The sequence below is a fragment of the Lysobacter sp. cf310 genome (assembly GCF_900114355.1).
Classification (GTDB): domain Bacteria; phylum Pseudomonadota; class Gammaproteobacteria; order Xanthomonadales; family Xanthomonadaceae; genus Lysobacter.
In genome coordinates, this window is the sequence record NZ_FOSS01000003.1 from 416,187 (window position 1) to 432,365 (window position 16,179).

Below are 16,179 nucleotides of genomic sequence, written 5' to 3' on the forward strand. Positions count from 1 at the left end.
CGGGGCCTCGCGGGAGCCGGAAATTATGGCAGGGTCAAGGGCTTAGGTGCAAATCGGGGGTTGGGGAGGCGCCGGCTGGGGCCGAATGGGGCTGGGGACGCGGGTTTGGGGCCCGATCGGCTCTGGTGGGGACCTGCGCGCGCCCTCGCGGGGGCGCGGTCGCGGCTTGCGCCGCTCCTACAGGGGGCGGATGGGGCTTGCGCGGCATGTCGGGGGCGCGCGGTCGCGGCTTGCGCCGCTCCTACAGGGGGTCGGACGGGGCTTGCGCGGCATGTCGGGGGGGCGCGGTCGCGGCTTGCGCCGCTCCTACCCCGGAGCATCGGGCCCGCCCTGCCCCGGGCCCGCCGTTGGGCGGACCCGGGACCGGGGCTCACTCGGCGTGCAGGGCCGCGACTGACGCGGCCGGCAGCGCCGGGTCGCCCGATTTGCCGCGCGCGCGGCGGACCGCGCGGGCGCTGCCGTTACGCAGGTCGTCGAGGATGGCGTAGATGGTCGGCAGGAACAGCAGGCTGACCAGGGTCGAGAATGCCAGGCCGCCGGCGATCGCGCGCGCCATCGGGTAATACGCCGGCATGTCGTTGCTGCCGCTGGTCGACAGCGCGATCGGCACCATCGCCAGGATCGCCGTGCCCATGGTCATCAGAATCGGCCGCAGACGTTCGCGGCTGCCCTCGACCAGGGCCTCGGTGCGCGACAGGCCGCGTCGGCGCAGGTTGTTGATGTGCTCGATCATGACGATGCCGTTGTTCACCACCACGCCCATCAGCACCAGGATGCCGATGAAGGACATGATGCCGAAGGTGGTACCGGTGATCCAGAACAGCCAGAACACGCCGAACACCGAGAACAGCACGCCGCTCATGATCGCTGCCGGAAACAGCAGCGACTCGAACACCGCCGCCATCACCACGTAGATCATGATCAGGGCCAGGACCAGGTTGAACACCATCTGCCCCATCGCGTCGTCCTCGTCCTCGAACGCGCCGCCCTCGAACGAGTAGCTGTAGCCGGCCGGGAACGACACCGCCTTGAGGGTGTCCTCCATCGCCTTGCGCGCATCCGGCACGGTGGCCTTGTCGGCCAGGTTGGCCTGGATGGTCAGGGTGGTCTGACGGTTGGCGCGCCGGATCTCGGTCGCGGCAGGACGCACGCTCACGTCGACCATGCTCAGCAGCGGCACGGTGCGGCCGTCGGGCGCGCGCACGGTGAACGAGGCGATGTCCTCGACGCCGTAGTTCTCGGCGCCGGCGAAACGCACCCACACCGGCACTTCGGTCTCGCCGCGACGGAACTCGCGCAGCGGCGCGCCGCGCAGGGCCAGGCCGACGAAGCGCGAGACTTCCTGGGCGCTGAAGCCGAACGAGGCCGCGCGCTCGCGATCCACGCGCACCGCCAGCTCGCTGTTCTGATCGCCGGCATCGACGCGTACGTCGCGCAGTTCCTTGCGCTTGGCCAGGATCGGCACGATGTCCTTGGCCACTTCGGCCAGGGTCTGGGTCGAATCGCCGACCAGTTGCACCTGCACGTTCTTGCCGGGCTGGCCGCCACCGCCACCGGGACCGCCCTGGTCGCCGATGCCGATGTCGGCGCGCGCCGACTTCGGCAGCGCCTTGCTGATCGCGTCCACCAGCGGCTTGGTCGCGCTGGCCTCCTTGGTGTCGAAGGTGATGCGGGTGCCCGCGCCGCCGACTTCGCTGTAGTAGGAGTAGACCTGGGTGATGTGGTAACGCTTGCGGTTGGCGTCGAGGAATTTCTCCACCCGCAGCACTTCCTCCGACATCTGTTCCTTGGTGTAGCTGCCCTTCCATTGGTAGAAGACGTTGACTTCGCCGCCCTCGTCGCCGCCGAACATGTCGAACTTGGTCATCTTCATCGGGATCACGCTGACCGCGACGATCAGCACGATGCCCAGCACGCTCCAGCCGCGATGGGCCAGGGTCCAGCGCAGGAAGCGCGCGTAGCGGGTCTGCAGGCGCGGGATCAGGCCGGTCGTGTTGTTGACCGTGGGCGGGGTCTTCAGGCGCGCCGAGATCATCGGGATCAGGCTGACCGCGACCAGCCACGAAGCCAGCAGCGACACCGAGATCGTGATCGCGATCTGGGCCATGTAGATGCTGAGGAAGTTGCGCTCGCCGAACAGGTTGGGCAGGAACACGATGCAGTGGCACAGCGTGCCCGCCGACAGCGCGATGGCGACGTGGCGGGTGCCCAGGATCGAGGCCAGTCGCGGTTGCCCGGGCATCTTCTCGCGTTCCTGGTAGATGCTCTCCACCACCACCACGGCGTTGTCGACCAGCATGCCGACCGCCAGCAGCAGGCCCATCATCGACAGGATGTTGAGGGTGACGCCGGCGAAGTACATGAAGCCCAGGGTCATCACGAAGCAGATCGGGATGGCCAGGGTCACCATCAGCGTCGACGGCCAGTGGCGCAGGAAGAAGAACAGCACCGCGATCGACAGCAGCAGGCCGATGCCGCCGGCCTCGGCCAGGTCCAGCAGCGAGGTGGTGACGTTCTCGCCCTGGTTCTCGATGATCTTGATCTGCACGCCGCGCAGCGAGGGTTCCTTGCGGATGTCCTCGACTTCCTGCAGGGCCAGCCGCGAGACCTCCACCAGGTTGGCGTTGCGCTCCTTGAAGATGTCCAGGCCCACCGCCGGACGGCCGTCGAGACGACGGCCGTAGTCCATGCGTGCCGGCTTCATGCGCACGTCGGCGATATCGCCCAGACGCGTGCCGTTGCCGCCGATCACCAGATCGCGCAATTGCTGCAGGTCGGTGACCTCGCCCACCGGCTGCACGCGCAGGCGCTGGCCGCCGTCGTCGATCTGCCCGGCCGAGACCGAGAAGTTCACCGCCTGCAGGCGCGTGGTCAGATCGTTGAGGCTGAGGTTGTGCGCGGTCAGGCGATCAGGCTGGATCGCGATCTCGACTTCGTTCGGCGGCGCGCCCGAGACCTCGACCCGGGCCACGCCGGGCAAGCGCTCGATGCGGCGCTTGAACTCGCGGTCGATCAGGTCGTAGGCGCCAGTGAGGTCGGTGTCGCCGGCCAGACGCACGCGCAGCACCGGCTGGTCGGTGGTGGAGAACTTGAGCACGAAATAGCGCTGCAAGTCGTCCGGCAGATCGGAGCGGATCGCGTCGATGCGCTCGCGCGCCTCGGACGCGGCGATCGCCACATCGCGGTCCCAGTTGGAGAACTGGATGAAGATGTTGGCGCCGTCCGCGCGCGCGCTGGCGTCCATGCGCTTGATGCCGGTCATGGTCGACAGCGATTCCTCGACCGGACGCAGCACCGTGCGCTCGACCTCTTCCGGGGTCGAGCCGCTGTACGGCATCTGCACGAAGATGAAGGGCGGCGAGACCTCGGGGAAGGCTTCCAGCGGCAGCCTGATCGCGGCGATCAGGCCGACCACGAACAGCGATACGAACAGCATCACCGTGGTGACGGGACGCTTGATGCTGAGCTCGGCGATGCTCATCGGGCGCTCCTCAAGCCTGGCCCGGGCCGGTCGGATCGACCAGCGGCGTTTGATCGTCCTCGATCAGCTCGGCCGCGGCGCGCTCCTCGCGACGGGCGCGACGCGCGCGTTCGCGATAGTGCTCGTCGGAGCGGCGGTCGAGCAGGTCGTACACCACCGGGATCACCACCAGGGTCAGCAGGGTCGACACCAGCAGGCCGCCGATCACCGTGATCGCCATCGGCGAGCGCACTTCCGCGCCCTGCCCCGTGGCGATCGCCAGCGGCAGGAAGCCGAACAGCGTGCACAGCGTGGTCATGATGATGGGCCGCAGGCGCGAACGCGCGCCCTCGACCAGGGCATCGCGCTTGGCCACGCCCTGCTCGCGCAGCTGGTTGACCTTGTCGATCAGGATGATCGCGTTCTTCACCACCAGGCCGACCAGCAGGATCAGGCCGATGAACACCACCACCGACACCGCCGAGTTGCTCAGCAGCAGCGCCAGCACCGCGCCGACCAGGGCCAGCGGGATGGTGAACAGGATCACGAACGGGTGCAGCAGCGATTCGAACTGCGAGGCCATCACCAGGTAGACCAGGAAGATCGCCAGGCCGAACGCGAACAGCAGCGAGTTGATCGATTGCTGCAGTTCCTCACCCTGACCGCCGATGTGCATGCGCACGTCCGGCAGCGGGTTGTCGGCGACCATCTTCTGGACCTCGGCCACGGCGCCGCCGAGGTCGATGCCGCGCAGGTTGGCCGAGACGATCGCCACCCGCACCTGGTCGGCGCGGTGGATCTCGCTGGGGCCGGTGGTGGAGATCACGTCGGCGACCGAATCCAGGGTCACCGGGCGGTTGCTGCCCGGATTGACGATCAGGCGGCGGATGCTCTCGACCGAGGCGCGGTCGGCTTCGCGCGCCCGCACCAGCACGTCGATCTTGCGATCGCGGAAGCTGTAGCGGGTGGCGACGTCGCCGCGCACCTTCTTGACCACCACGTCGGCGATCTGGCGCGTGGTCAGGCCCAGCGCACCGGCGCGCTCCTGGTCGAAACGGATCTGGATCTCGGGGAAGCCCTGCTCCACCGTCGATTTGACGTCGGCGTAGTGCGGGTTGTCGCGCAGCATCGCGGCCACGCGCTGGCCGGCGCGCTGGATGGTCTCCACGTCCTGGCCGCGCAACTCGATTTCCAGCGGCGTGGAGAACGAGAACAGCGCGGGGCGGCTGAAGTTGACCTGGGCGCTGGGATGGGCGCGCATGGTCTGACGCAGACGCTCGGTCTCGGCGGCTTCGATCTGCTTGCTGCCGCCATCGGTCATCACGATGCTGAGCTTGCCGATGTTCTCGCCGCTCTCGGTCGGATTGGCGTCCAGACGCGTGCCGGCGCCGCTGACGCCGAATACGGTGGCGATGCCCGGATCCTTGGCGTGCTTCTGCTGGAGTTCGCTGACCAGCGCATCGGTCTCGCGCAGCGGCGTGCCCGGCGGCAGCTTGACCGTCATTTCGAAACGGTCCTGGGCCAGCTGCGGGATCAGGTCGGCGCCCAGCATCGGCACCGCCAGCAGGGTCAGCGCGAACGCGGCGGCGGCCGCGCCCAGCACCAGCCAGGGCCGGCGCATGGCGTTGGGCAGCAGGCGCATGTAGCCGGCTTCGGCGCGGCTGTACGGCCACATCGCGATGTCGCTGGCCTTGCGCATGATCGGACCGACCATGGCGACGATGCCGCGCCAGAGCCGCACGAAGAACCAGGCGATGCCGAAGAACACGCCACGCCCCGCCACGCCCAAGCCATGCCCGGCGACGGCCAGCGGCTTCTGCAGCTTGGAATCGGGCTGCCAGCGCGGATGCGGCGCTTCCTCCGGGAACGCCATCGGCGTGCGGTCCTTGAGCGCGCTCAGCATCGGGATCAGGGTCATCGACACGATCAGCGAGATGCCGATCGCCAGCGCCACGGTCAGGGCCTGATCGCGGAACAGCTGGCCGGCGATGCCTTCGACGAACACCAGCGGCAGGAACACCGCGATCGTGGTCAGGGTCGAGGCGACCACGGCCATGCTGACTTCGCGGGTGCCGGTGACGGCGGCGTCGAAGATGCCCAGCCCGCGTTCTCGGGCTTTGGCGATGCTTTCCAGCACCACGATCGAGTCGTCCACCACCAGGCCGGTGGCCAGCGCCAGGCCGCCCAGCGACATCACGTTGAGGCTCAGCCCCAGGCGGTCCATGAAGAAGAAGGTGGTGACGATCGAGACCGGCAGCGACAGGCCGACCACGAAGGTGCTCCAGCCGTCGCGCAGGAACAGGAAGATGATCAGGATCGCCAGCGCCGCGCCGATGATGCCGTCCTTCTTGACCTCGTAAATCGATTCGCGAATGAACTTGGACTGGTCGTCGATGGTGGTCAGCTCGACGTCCGGCGGGATCTGCGCCTTGAGCTGCTCCAGGCGGGCCTGGATCGCGTCGGCGGTGGCGACGGTGTTGGCGTCGCCCTCCTTATAGATGGCCAGCTCGACCGCTTCCTTGCCGCCCATGCGGATGATCGCCTCGCGCTCCTTATAGCCCTGGCGCACCTCGGCGATGTCCTTCAGGCGCACCGGCATGCCGCCGGCGACCGAGGCGCTGGAACCGGAGTTGGCGCTCTGCACGGAGGCCGCTGCGGCCATCGCTGCCGCATCGCCGCTGGAGGCCGCGATCGCCGCCATCTGCGCGGCCGCGTCGGCGGCCGCGTTGCCGCCGCCGCTCTGGGTGGTGACCAGCATCTCGCGCATTTCCGGCACGCTGGCGAACTGGTTGACGGTGCGCACCAGATAACGCTGCGAACCTTCTTCCAGGCGGCCGCCGGAGATGTTGATGTTCTCCTGCTGCAGGCGCTGGATCACGGTGTCGATCGGCAGGTTCAGCTGGGCCAGCTTCTGCTGGTCGATGTCGACCTGGATCTCGTCCTCCAGACCACCGCCGACCTTGACCGCGGCGACGCCGTCGACCGGTTCCAGCTTCTTCTTCAGATCGTCGTCGGCGTAGCGGCGCAGCGCGGTGAGCTGGCGCACCGAATCGCCGTCGGTCTTGGCCGACAGCGCCAGGCGCAGTATCGGCTCGGTCGAGGGATTGAAGCGCAGCAGCACCGGGGCCTTGGCCTCCAGAGGCAGCTGCAGCACTTCCATCTTGTCGCGCACCTCCAGGCTGGCCTGGTCCATGTCGGTGCCCCAGGCGAACTCGAGCACGACGTCGCTCTGGCCGGTACGCGAGACCGACTTGAGCTTGCGCAGGCCCTTGACCACGCCCACGGCCTCTTCGACCGGCTCGGAGATCAGGGTTTCGATTTCCGACGGCGCCGCACCGGTGTACTCGGTGCGCACGGTCAGGGTCGGATAGCTCAGATCGGGCAGCAGGTTGACCTTGAGGGCGCGCAGCGCGATGAAGCCGAACAGGAGGAAGGTGATCGTCACCATCGCCACCGTGACCCGGCGGCGTGTGGAGAATTCGACCAAATTGAAGGAGCCGCCCTCGTGGGCGTGATTCTTGGAAGCCGGGGTCACGGTGCGTCTCCGCCCTTACTGCTTCGGCTTATCGGATTTCTCGGCGGACGCGACCTGCTTGGGCGCGTTCTTGCCGATCAGCTGCACCAGCGTGCCGTCGCGCAGCGCGGTCTTGCCCGCCACCACGACCTGATCGCCTTGCTTGATGCCGGCGCGCACTTCGGCCCATTCGCCGTCGAGGTAGCCCAGCTTGACCGGCACCCGCGCGGCCTTGGCGTTGCGGATCACGAACACCGCCGAATCGCCCTCGTCCTCCAGCAACGCGATGCGCGGCACCACGAGGGCGTCGGCGCGGTTGTCGTAGTCGATGCGGATGCGGCCGAACATGCCGGGCTGCAGGGTGCCGCCGCCTTCGAAGCTGCAGACCACGCGGAAGGTGCCGCTGCCCGAATCGACCACCGGGGCGACGCGGTCGACCGTGCCCTGGAATACCTTGCCCGGCAGCGCGTCCACCGCAAGCTGCACCGGCAGGCCGGCCTTGAGCGTGGCCAGCTCGCGCTCGGGGACGTTGAGCGTGGCCTCCAGGCGCGAGGTGTCGACGATGCGGAAGATCGGGGTGTTGATCTGGACGAAGTTGCCGGTCTTGATCGAACGCGAGGCGATCACGCCGGAGATCGGCGCCTGCACGTTGGCGTAGGACAGCTCCAGATTGGCCAGACGGTTGGCGGCGCGCGCGTTTTCCAGGTCGTAGCGCAGCTGGTCGTTGTCGTTGGCGCTGAGCAGGCGCTGCTCGGCCAGTTGCTTGGAACGGGCGAAGTTGGCCTCGAGCTTGCGCATCTGCGCCGAGGTCTGGGCGGCCTGCAGCTCCGAGCGCGCCGAATCCAGGCGCACCAGGGTCTGGCCGGCGTGCACGATCTGGCCTTCCTCGGCCATCACGTTCAGGGCCACGCCCGAGGTCTTGGCGACCACCTGGGACTCGGCGCGGGCCTCCAGAGGGGCGGTGCCGGTATAGCTGGCGGCGATCGCCCGGCGCGAGGCCAGGGCGACTTCGACCGGGACGGCGTCGGGCGCCTTCTGTTCCTTGGCCTGGGCCTCGCCGGCCCCGCCACCGCCCTTGCAGGCCGTCAGGGCCAGGGCGCAGGACAGCGCAAGGAGTGCGACGCGGGCGGCCCCGGCCTGACGGAATGTGGTGTTTTGACGCATTTCAGACGACCCCGATGGCTGAACTTGCTAGCTGGAACCGGCGCTTGTGCCGGTGTTGTATATAGGTATATCACCCGCCTCCGAAATCGCATCCGCCGAAGGTCATGGTGACTGCCGCCATGCCCCTGGCACGCCGACCGGCAAACAGGACAACGTGCGACGCGCGCCTCATCGGCACACCCTGTGTATGCGATGCGGTCAGGGACGACTTCGTTGCATCCGCATCGCGGGCTATACTTGCGGACTTATGCGCGGTCGTGACCGTGCACAGCCAGCTACAACTCTTTCGCTAGCCATTCGAGATTGCGGATTACGACATGATGCGACCGCTGACGATCGCCGCCTGCTTTGCCCTGACCATCGCCGCCGCACTGGCCGCGAATGCCGAGGACAAGGCTCCGGCCGCCACTCCCGCCGCTCCGGCCGCGGCCACCGCCGCCCCGGCTCCCGCCGCCAAGGCGCCGGCCATCAAGGGCAACGCCGACACGGGTCGCCAGCTCACCTACACCTGCCAGGGCTGCCACGGCGTCACCGGCTACAAGAACGCCTATCCGAACTATCACGTGCCGAAGATCGTCGGCCAGTCGGAGGTCTACCTGGCCAATGCGCTGACCGAATACAAGAAGGGCACCCGCAAGCATCCGACGATGCAGGCGCAGGCGCAGAGCTTCTCGGATCAGGACATCGCCGATATCGCCGCCTTCCTTTCGACCGCGAAGCAGTGAGCAGCCGCCCCATGACGACCAAGCACCTCGCCATCGCCCTGTTCGCCGCGCTCGCCGTGTCCGCCTGCTCGCAGGGCGACACCCCGGCCGAGCATTCCTCCGCCGACCGCGCCGAAGGCCACACCTCCTCCTCGTCCGGCCTGCCGGCCGGCCACATCGCCGCCGGCGAGAAGTTGGCCAGCACCAAGGGCGCGGCCACCGGCCAGTCCTGCGTGGACTGCCACGGCGCCGAAGGCAATGCCCCGATCGACGCCACCTACCCCAAGCTCGGCGGCCAGTACCACGACTACATCGCGCACTCGCTGCAGATGTACCGCGACGGCGACCGCGAGAATTCGACGATGGCGAGCCAGGCCAAGCCCCTGACCGACCAGCAGATCGCCGACCTCGCCGCCTACTTCGGTTCGCGCGAAAGCAAGCTGCACGATCTGCATAACGTGCATTGATTCAGGCGCACCCGATAGCAAAAAGGCCCGCTTCGGCGGGCCTTTTTTTTGGGAGTGAGGAGTGCGGAGCGAGCGACCGGCGCTCCTCGTTACTCACTGCTCACTGCTCACTACTCACTTCTCGCTCCTAGCCCCCAGGCTTCACGCTGCCATTGTCCTCCTGCAGGCCGGGCTTGAACGGAATGTCCGGCGGCGGGCGCGCGATCGCGGGCTGCTCGTTGAGGTTGGGGTCGTTGATGCTGCAGGCGCCGCCCAGGGCCAGCAGCGAGACGCCGCAGACGATGCTCTTGGTGGTGCCCGGAATCGGGATAGCGACTTCCTTGAAGCCCTTGCGCACCCACTCCTGCAGCAGGGTCTCGTTGGGCCGCCAGTACTTGTCGAACGCGGTCGGCTCGTAATCGTTGGGCTTGCGCCGCAGCCAGGTGCCGGCGCGGTCGATGTTTTTGATTTCCTGGGTGATCGTGCCCGGCGGGAAGCCCGGCGAGGCCGAGCCCGGCTGCGGCGCCAGGCGCACGCTGCCGTCGCTGTTGAACAGGCCCGGCTTTTCGCCGCGCTGGCCGCCCGGGACGTTGCGTGTGGACTGCCCCCAATCGTCGCCGCGCCGCGGCGTGGCGATGCTGCCCGGCGCCGGCGTCGGCTTGGGACCGGCACCGCCGGCGCTCGCGGCCGGACGCGTGCCGCTGGGGCTGGGCGTACCGGCGGTGCTGGGCGCGGTGGCCGGGGCGGAACTGGTGGCGGGCGTGGTGGCGGGCGCGCTGGACGAGGCGGCGGGCACGGTGGCCGCGGCCGTGCTCGCGGCCGCCGCCGCGGGTGCCGGGATGTCGCGGGTGCGCACGTTCGGGGTGGCCGCGCTCAGCTGCGGCGCGGCGGTGGTCGGGGTCGGCAGCGCGCGCACCGGCGCGCGCTGCAACGGTGCCGGCACTTCACGCGCAGCGACCTCGGGCAAACGCGCGCTCAAAGACGGCGCGGCGAGTTCGCGCTGCGGCAGTTCACGCCGGATCGGCTGCACCGGCTCGGACACGTCGGCCTGGCGCACCTGCTGGGTCGGCGCGGACAACTCCGGCACCACGATCGCGGTCTCGGTGCGGCGCTTGGTCGGCGGCAGGGTGAACACCGTGGTATCCGGCGGGCTGGGCACCGGCTCGCTTACCGCCACCGGCTGCTCCACCGTCGGCGGCGGCAGCTGCGGCTCGGGTACGTCGCGCTGCGGGATGTCGGGCGCGGCCGCTTCCAGGGTCGGCGTCGGCAGCGCCGGCGAGGCGATGCTGGCGCTCGCCGACGCGGCCGCCTCGGCCGGCGCAGGCGCGGCCTGGGCCGCGGATTCCTGCGGTTGCTCGCTGGGCTGGTCGGGACCGCCACCGGGCTCCTCCGGCGTGCCCACGCCGATGTACTCGACCTGGACCACGGTCTCGCCTTCGGGCGGCGGCGCCGGCGTGCCCAGGAACTGCAGGTACATCAGCCACAGCAGCAGGCCGCCGAAGAACAAATGCCACAACAGGGTGACCACGACCGCGAACCAGTGCACGCCGCGGGTCTCGCGCTCCGGCGGCTGCCATTGCTGGCGCCACAGGGTCGCGAAGGCCTGCCAGCGGTTGAGGTCGCCGACCCGGCGCGGCGGCTGCGCGAGCGGCCGCTGCAGCAGTTGCTCGACGATGGAATCGGCAGGCGCGCCGGTCACCCGGCCGATGCGTTCGCCCATCGCGGCGAACCAGCTCGCCCAACCGGGCGGGAATTCGCCGGGCTTGAGCGAATCGCGGCGCACATTCAGGCGTAGCCTGCGTTGCAGGGCTTCGATGAGTGCGGCGGCGGAATACATCTACGGCGCCGCGCCAGGCTCAGGCCGCGGTGTCGCGCGGGATGTAGGGCGCCGCGCCGGTGTCGTGGTCGGTGGCGTCGCGCACCGCGGTCACGCCGGGCACCTTGCTCATCAGGGTCTTTTCGATGCCCTGCTTGAGGGTGACATCGGCCATGCCGCAGCCGTGGCAGCCGCCGCCGAAGCGCAGCAGCACCACGCCGTCGGCGGTCACTTCCTGCACCGACACGTGGCCGCGATGTTCGGCCAGCTGCGGATTGATCTCGTGCTCGACCAGCCAATGCACGCGCTCGACCAGCGAGGCCGACTCGGTCGGCGCCTCGCCCTTGATCTTGGGCGCGCGGATCTGCAGCTGGCCGCCGGTGGCCATGGTTTCGTAGTCGATCTCGGCGCCGTCCAGGTAACGCACGCTGACCGCTTCCAGCCACAGGGTGAACCCGTCGCAGTCGATCGCCCATTCGTCGCCGGCCAGGTCGCCGGGCTCGGCGAACTCCAGGCGCACGTCGGCGCGCGGCGTGCCCGCGTGCACCGCCGACAGCTTCACGCCCAGGCCGGGCAGCGCCTCGCGCTCGATCAGCTTGCGGAAATGGGTCTGCGCGGATTCGGAAATGTTGATCATGGGGCTATTCTAGCGGGGTCCGTGTCACGTGAAGACACACCCCGACGGCCGCGGCGGCCGCTGTTGCGAGTTCCATTCAGGCAAGCCCGAACGGCCCCGCAGCCCAGCCCCGCAAGGAGCGCAAGTCCGATGAACGATCTGATCCCCCTCGCCCAGGCGCATTGCCTGGCCCGCCGCGGCAGCGAACACCGCCTCAGCGAGGCGCGCGTGCGCGAACTGCTGCCGGAAGTGCCGGGCTGGGAGCTGGCCGAAGACGGCCACGCGCTGGTGCGCACCTTCCGCTTCGACGACTATTACCGCACCATGGCCTTCGTGAACGCGCTGGCCTTCATGGCCCATCGCGAGGACCACCACCCCGACCTGGGCGTGCATTACGACCGTTGCGTGGTGCGTTATTCCACCCACGACGTCGGCGGGCTCAGCGAGAACGACTTCATCTGCGCCGCCAAAGCCGACGCCCTCACCGGTTGACCGCCGCCATGACCAGCCCCGTTTCGTTCCCTTCCCTGCGCATCGTGGCCGCGACCGTGGCCCTGTGCGCGTCGCTCGCGGCCTGCAAGAAGCCGGCCGAGGAACCCATCATCCGCTCCACCGAGCCGCTCGCGGTGAGCACGCCGCCGCCCGCGTATCCGATGGAATTGGGCTGCGAGGACATCGGCGGCACGACCGTGCTCAAGGTCGTCATCGGGGTCGAGGGCAAACCCACCGACATCCGCATCGTCCAAACCAGCAAGACCAAGCAGCTCGACGACGCCGCGGTCGCGGCGGTACGCGGCTGGACCTTCCGCGCCGCCACCCGCGCCGGCAAGCCCACGCCGGTCTCGATCCAGGTGCCGGTGACCTTCGCCCCGCCGGCCGTGCGGCCGGAATCGTGCTTCGTGTACGACGAGGAAAAGAAGAACAAGCTCTGAGTGCAGGCCGCAGGCGAGTCGCAAGGCTGTGCGGCGGATGGCGCACGGCCCTGCCCTTGCGCACCGATACTTGTTCGCCTCACGCCGCCACACGCTCCCGGGAGCCGCGCCGCCATGTCCCTTCGTTCGAATCGCCGCGCCGCGTGGGCGCTTGCGCTCGCCCTGCCGGCCGCTGGCGCGTTCGCGCAAACGCCCCTGCCCGGCCCGGCCGCGCCGGTCGCGATCGACCCCGGCAAGCCGCAGCGCCCGCTCACCGCGCTGTCGGCCGTGCAGCCGGTCTATCCGCGCGATCAGGCTTGTTTGCGCATCCAAGGCACGACCCGCCTGATCGTCACCGTCGGCGCCGACAACGGCGTGGCGGAGGTCGAGATCGAACGCAGCTCGGGCAGCGCCGAGCTCGATCGCGCGGCGGCCCAGGCCGTGCGTCGCGCACGCTGGCAGGCCGAAATCGTGAATGGCGAGCCGGTCGCCGCCAGCCTGCCGCTGGCGATCGAGTTCGTGTCGGACGACGAGCCGCGCGAGTACTGCCGCCGCGTCGAGATCACCCTGTTCGGGGACGACGGCGAGGACGTCATTCCCGTATCTGCGGAGCCGATCGAGATGCGGGTGGAATTGTTCGTGCCGGCCGCACTGGAAGCGCGGTGGCAATTGCGCCGCCTGGGCGTGCCGTCGCAGGGCGAATCCCTGCTCCACGAAGAGCGCCGCACGCTGCAGCGACCGGACAACGAGCGTCGCAGCTCGTTCGACGCGACCGTGCCGCGACCGCCTGGCCCGGGCCGCTACGCGCTGGACGTGTTGATCGACGGCGAGCAGCGCGCGCACCACGAGTTCGAAGTGCGCTGAGGCGTTTCGCGCGCCCGCCGGCGGCGCTACCGCAAGCCGCGCACGGCCTGCCGCAAGGCATCGGACGAGCGCGCAGCGAGGAAGTGCAAATCGGCGATGATGGCGTCCGCGTCCGTCATGGCGGCGGCAGCGCATCCCACCGAGACCTGGGGAGGCCTCGCTTTACATGACCCGTACCCTCGCGCGCCGCGCCGCGCCCCTGTTCGCGCTGGCCCTGTTGTCGTCGTATGCCGCGGTTCACGCGCAAGCGCTGCCCCCGCCGCCGCCCCCGCCGCCGGGCGGCTGGGACACACCGCCACGCGTGGTCGATCCGCGCCTGCGCCAGCGCGACGCCAAGATGAAGACACCGATGCGGGTGCGCTACCCCGAGGCCGAAGCCTGCATGCGCATCTCCGGCACCACCACTGTGATCGTGGCGATCGGAGCCAAAGGCGACGTGCTCGATGTCCAGATCGAACGCAGCTCGCGCAACCGCAACCTCGACCGCGCCGCGGTGGCGGGCGCGCGCGAGACGCGCTGGACCCCGGAGATCTTCAACGGCCAGGCCACGCCGTCGCGGGGGCGCATCCCGGTCGATTTCGTGCTGCCCGAGGTCTCGTCCGAAAACTGCCGGCGCGTGAGCGTGGCCCTGGTCGACGCGCAAGGCGCCGCGCAGCTCACCCCGCCCCCGGCCGGCCAGCCGCTGCGCGCGAAGATCGGCCTGTACGTGCCCGCCAAGCTCGAACTCAGGCTGGCGCTGCGCCGCGCCGACCCCAAGGCCAGCGACAACCCCGACCTGTATCCGGTGGTGCACGAAGAAAGCCGCAGCCTGGAACCCCCGGCGCGCGTTGAATTCAGCAGCCTCGACTACGCCACGCCACAGCCGCTGAGCGCGGGGCCGTACCTGTTCGAAGTCCGCGTCGACGGCGTACTGCGCAGCAGCACGGCGATCGAGGTGCGTTAAGCAAACACCGAGAGACGACGATGGGCAGCGATCTCGAACCCTTGATGCTCAACTGCGGCGAACACGGCCAGCGCATCGCCACCGTCATCTGCCGCCACTTGCTCGGCGGCAGCGACCTCCCCAGGGCGGGGTTCATCGAGAACAGCGACGACCCGAACGACCTTCAGGCCTGGTGCCATGCCTGCGAAGCCAAGTTCGAAGCGGAAGGCGACATGACCGAGGCCTTCCGGGCGTTCAACGACTTCGCGGTGGTGTGCGTGGACTGCTATCTGGCCGCCAAGGCGCACCACTCCTTGGCGGGCCACTGACTCGCTGGATCAAGCCAACCGATCCAGCACCTCGATCAACTCCGGCGCCAGCGGCGCGTTCAATAGATAAGGTTCGCGCCCGCCGTCCAGCGCGAACTCCAGGGTCGAGGCGTGCAGGAACAGCCGGCGCAGCCCGGCCTGGTCGCGCAGGCGCTTGTTGGCCTCCGGATCGCCGTACTTGTCGTCGCCGGCCACCGCGTGGCCGATGTGCTGGGCGTGCACGCGGATCTGGTGGGTGCGGCCGGTTTCGATCCGGACCTCGCAATAGGACTGCCCGCCGCGCCGCTCCAGCACCTTGAAATGGCTGAGCGAGGCCTTGCCATCGCGGTGGACCTGGACGTGGCGCTCGCCGCCCTGGCGCAGGCCGATGTGCAGCGGCGCGTCCACGCTCATCACCCCGTCCGGCAGGCGCCCGGTCAGCAGGGCCAGGTAGCGTTTTGCGATACCGCCGTCCTCGCGCATCAAGGCCTGCATCTCGGTCAGGGCCGAACGCTTCTTGGCCACGATCAGCAGCCCGGAGGTGTCGCGGTCCAGGCGGTGGACCAGCTCCAGAGTCTGGCCGGGGCGCAGCGCGCGCAGGGTCTCGATGGCGCCGAAACTGATGCCGCTGCCGCCGTGGCTGGCTACCCCGGAGGGCTTGTTCAGGGCCAGCAGGCGCGCGTCCTCGAACACGATCGCGGCGTCCAGGGCGTCCATGAAGCCCTTGGGCGGGGCGGCCTTTTCTCCGACCTCGCTGAGACGGACCGGCGGAATGCGCACCTCGTCGCCGGCCTCGAGCTTGCGCTCGGCCTTGGCGCGGCCGCCGTTGACCCGGACCTGGCCCGAGCGGACCAGCTTATAAATTAATGAACGCGGCGCGCCCTTGAGCTGGCCGAGCAGGAAGTTGTCGAGCCGCTGACCTTCACGGTCGTCCGGCACACGAATAGTGCGGGCCCCGGGGCCCGTGGCGGTGTTGGCTGGAGAGGTCATCCGGAAAGCGTTATCTGTTACACTCGCGACGCGAGATAAGGTTTTGATTTCGCTGGGAGTTGTCCTGCAGGTCGCGCCAGATGGGCATGACCGCAGGATTGGGCCGAAAGCCCCTCTTCGCGATTCCGGTCCGCGTCTAACCACTGCCCACGGGGTAGCCATGTTAGCAGCGACGGTCCGGCGGAACCCGCCCTCGCCCGGTGGTTCTCCCGCAGGGGCGACACCATCGCGATGAACACGACCCGTGCGGCGCCCCGGTTTGAACCGAAGGCTGCCGCCGGGCCCCCGCCCCGAGCGACGTTCGCGTCGCCGGTCCGAAAGTCACGCAACAAAGAAACAAGCGCTCCCGCGGCGTGCCGTGGTGTAGAAGCGCTGGTAGTGGAAGTTTCGCCGGCGCGCGCCGGGCGCAGAGCGGTTCACCGCCCTGCAGCGTACAGGCCGCGACGGCGGGGCTTCGGTTCCCA

13 protein-coding genes are annotated in these 16,179 nt (G+C 69.2%); 7 read left to right on the forward strand and 6 right to left on the reverse strand.

The features are described from left to right. Positions 1 to 370: 370 nt before the first annotated feature. From BMZ45_RS13145 to BMZ45_RS13155, 3 genes are read right to left on the reverse strand one after another with little or no spacing between them, the layout of a single operon-like run. Entirely contained in the window at positions 371 to 3,481 is a 3,111-nt protein-coding gene (locus BMZ45_RS13145) for an efflux RND transporter permease subunit (protein ID WP_091636995.1), read from the reverse strand. A gap of 10 nt (positions 3,482 to 3,491) precedes the next feature. Further along, positions 3,492 to 6,995, reverse strand: a complete 3,504-nt coding sequence (locus BMZ45_RS13150) for an efflux RND transporter permease subunit (RefSeq protein ID WP_254776634.1) — start codon at positions 6,993 to 6,995, stop codon at positions 3,492 to 3,494. A 15-nt stretch (positions 6,996 to 7,010) separates the two neighbouring features. Further along, positions 7,011 to 8,138 carry an efflux RND transporter periplasmic adaptor subunit gene (locus BMZ45_RS13155; protein ID WP_091636996.1) on the reverse strand — a complete coding sequence of 376 codons (1,128 nt, stop codon included), beginning with the start codon at positions 8,136 to 8,138 and terminating at the stop codon, positions 7,011 to 7,013. 320 nt (positions 8,139 to 8,458) lie between these two features. On the opposite strand from BMZ45_RS13155, the gene BMZ45_RS13160 reads away from it, so the two are divergent. After that, complete coding sequence (locus tag BMZ45_RS13160; protein WP_091637255.1) at positions 8,459 to 8,863, forward strand: c-type cytochrome; 405 nt, start codon at positions 8,459 to 8,461, stop codon at positions 8,861 to 8,863. An 11-nt stretch (positions 8,864 to 8,874) separates the two neighbouring features. Then, positions 8,875 to 9,309, forward strand: coding sequence for a c-type cytochrome (locus BMZ45_RS13165; RefSeq protein ID WP_091636997.1), 435 nt, complete (start codon positions 8,875 to 8,877; stop codon positions 9,307 to 9,309). Positions 9,310 to 9,436: 127 nt separating this feature from the next. Here the strand turns inward: BMZ45_RS13165 and BMZ45_RS13170 are convergent, their stop codons facing one another. Together BMZ45_RS13170 and BMZ45_RS13175 are read right to left on the reverse strand one after the other, a co-directional pair. After that, positions 9,437 to 11,125 carry a hypothetical protein gene (locus BMZ45_RS13170; protein ID WP_091636998.1) on the reverse strand — a complete coding sequence of 563 codons (1,689 nt, stop codon included), beginning with the start codon at positions 11,123 to 11,125 and terminating at the stop codon, positions 9,437 to 9,439. A gap of 19 nt (positions 11,126 to 11,144) precedes the next feature. Beyond that, on the reverse strand, positions 11,145 to 11,741 hold the full coding sequence (locus tag BMZ45_RS13175; RefSeq protein WP_091636999.1) for an NfuA family Fe-S biogenesis protein: 597 nt from the start codon (positions 11,739 to 11,741) through the stop codon (positions 11,145 to 11,147). A 129-nt stretch (positions 11,742 to 11,870) separates the two neighbouring features. Here BMZ45_RS13175 and BMZ45_RS13180 point away from each other — a divergent pair, with 129 nt between their 5' ends. The 5 genes from BMZ45_RS13180 to BMZ45_RS13200 all read left to right on the forward strand — a co-directional run bounded on the left by BMZ45_RS13180 (position 11,871) and on the right by BMZ45_RS13200 (position 14,746). Then, the gene (locus tag BMZ45_RS13180; RefSeq protein WP_056175111.1) at positions 11,871 to 12,212 is read left to right on the forward strand and encodes a 4a-hydroxytetrahydrobiopterin dehydratase; all 342 of its coding nucleotides are present in this window, start codon (positions 11,871 to 11,873) and stop codon (positions 12,210 to 12,212) included. An 8-nt stretch (positions 12,213 to 12,220) separates the two neighbouring features. Next, positions 12,221 to 12,652 (forward strand): energy transducer TonB, encoded by a 432-nt coding sequence (locus BMZ45_RS13185; RefSeq protein WP_091637256.1) that lies wholly within the window; start codon positions 12,221 to 12,223, stop codon positions 12,650 to 12,652. 114 nt (positions 12,653 to 12,766) lie between these two features. Next, positions 12,767 to 13,495: an energy transducer TonB gene (locus tag BMZ45_RS13190; RefSeq protein WP_091637000.1), complete on the forward strand. Its 729-nt coding sequence runs from the start codon at positions 12,767 to 12,769 to the stop codon at positions 13,493 to 13,495. Between the two features lie 166 nt (positions 13,496 to 13,661). After that, positions 13,662 to 14,438: an energy transducer TonB gene (locus BMZ45_RS13195; protein WP_091637001.1), complete on the forward strand. Its 777-nt coding sequence runs from the start codon at positions 13,662 to 13,664 to the stop codon at positions 14,436 to 14,438. A 20-nt stretch (positions 14,439 to 14,458) separates the two neighbouring features. After that, positions 14,459 to 14,746: a hypothetical protein gene (locus BMZ45_RS13200; protein ID WP_217643204.1), complete on the forward strand. Its 288-nt coding sequence runs from the start codon at positions 14,459 to 14,461 to the stop codon at positions 14,744 to 14,746. A 9-nt stretch (positions 14,747 to 14,755) separates the two neighbouring features. Here the strand turns inward: BMZ45_RS13200 and BMZ45_RS13205 are convergent, their stop codons facing one another. Continuing rightward, on the reverse strand, positions 14,756 to 15,715 hold the full coding sequence (locus BMZ45_RS13205) for an RluA family pseudouridine synthase (protein ID WP_091637002.1): 960 nt from the start codon (positions 15,713 to 15,715) through the stop codon (positions 14,756 to 14,758). Positions 15,716 to 16,179: the final 464 nt, after the last annotated feature.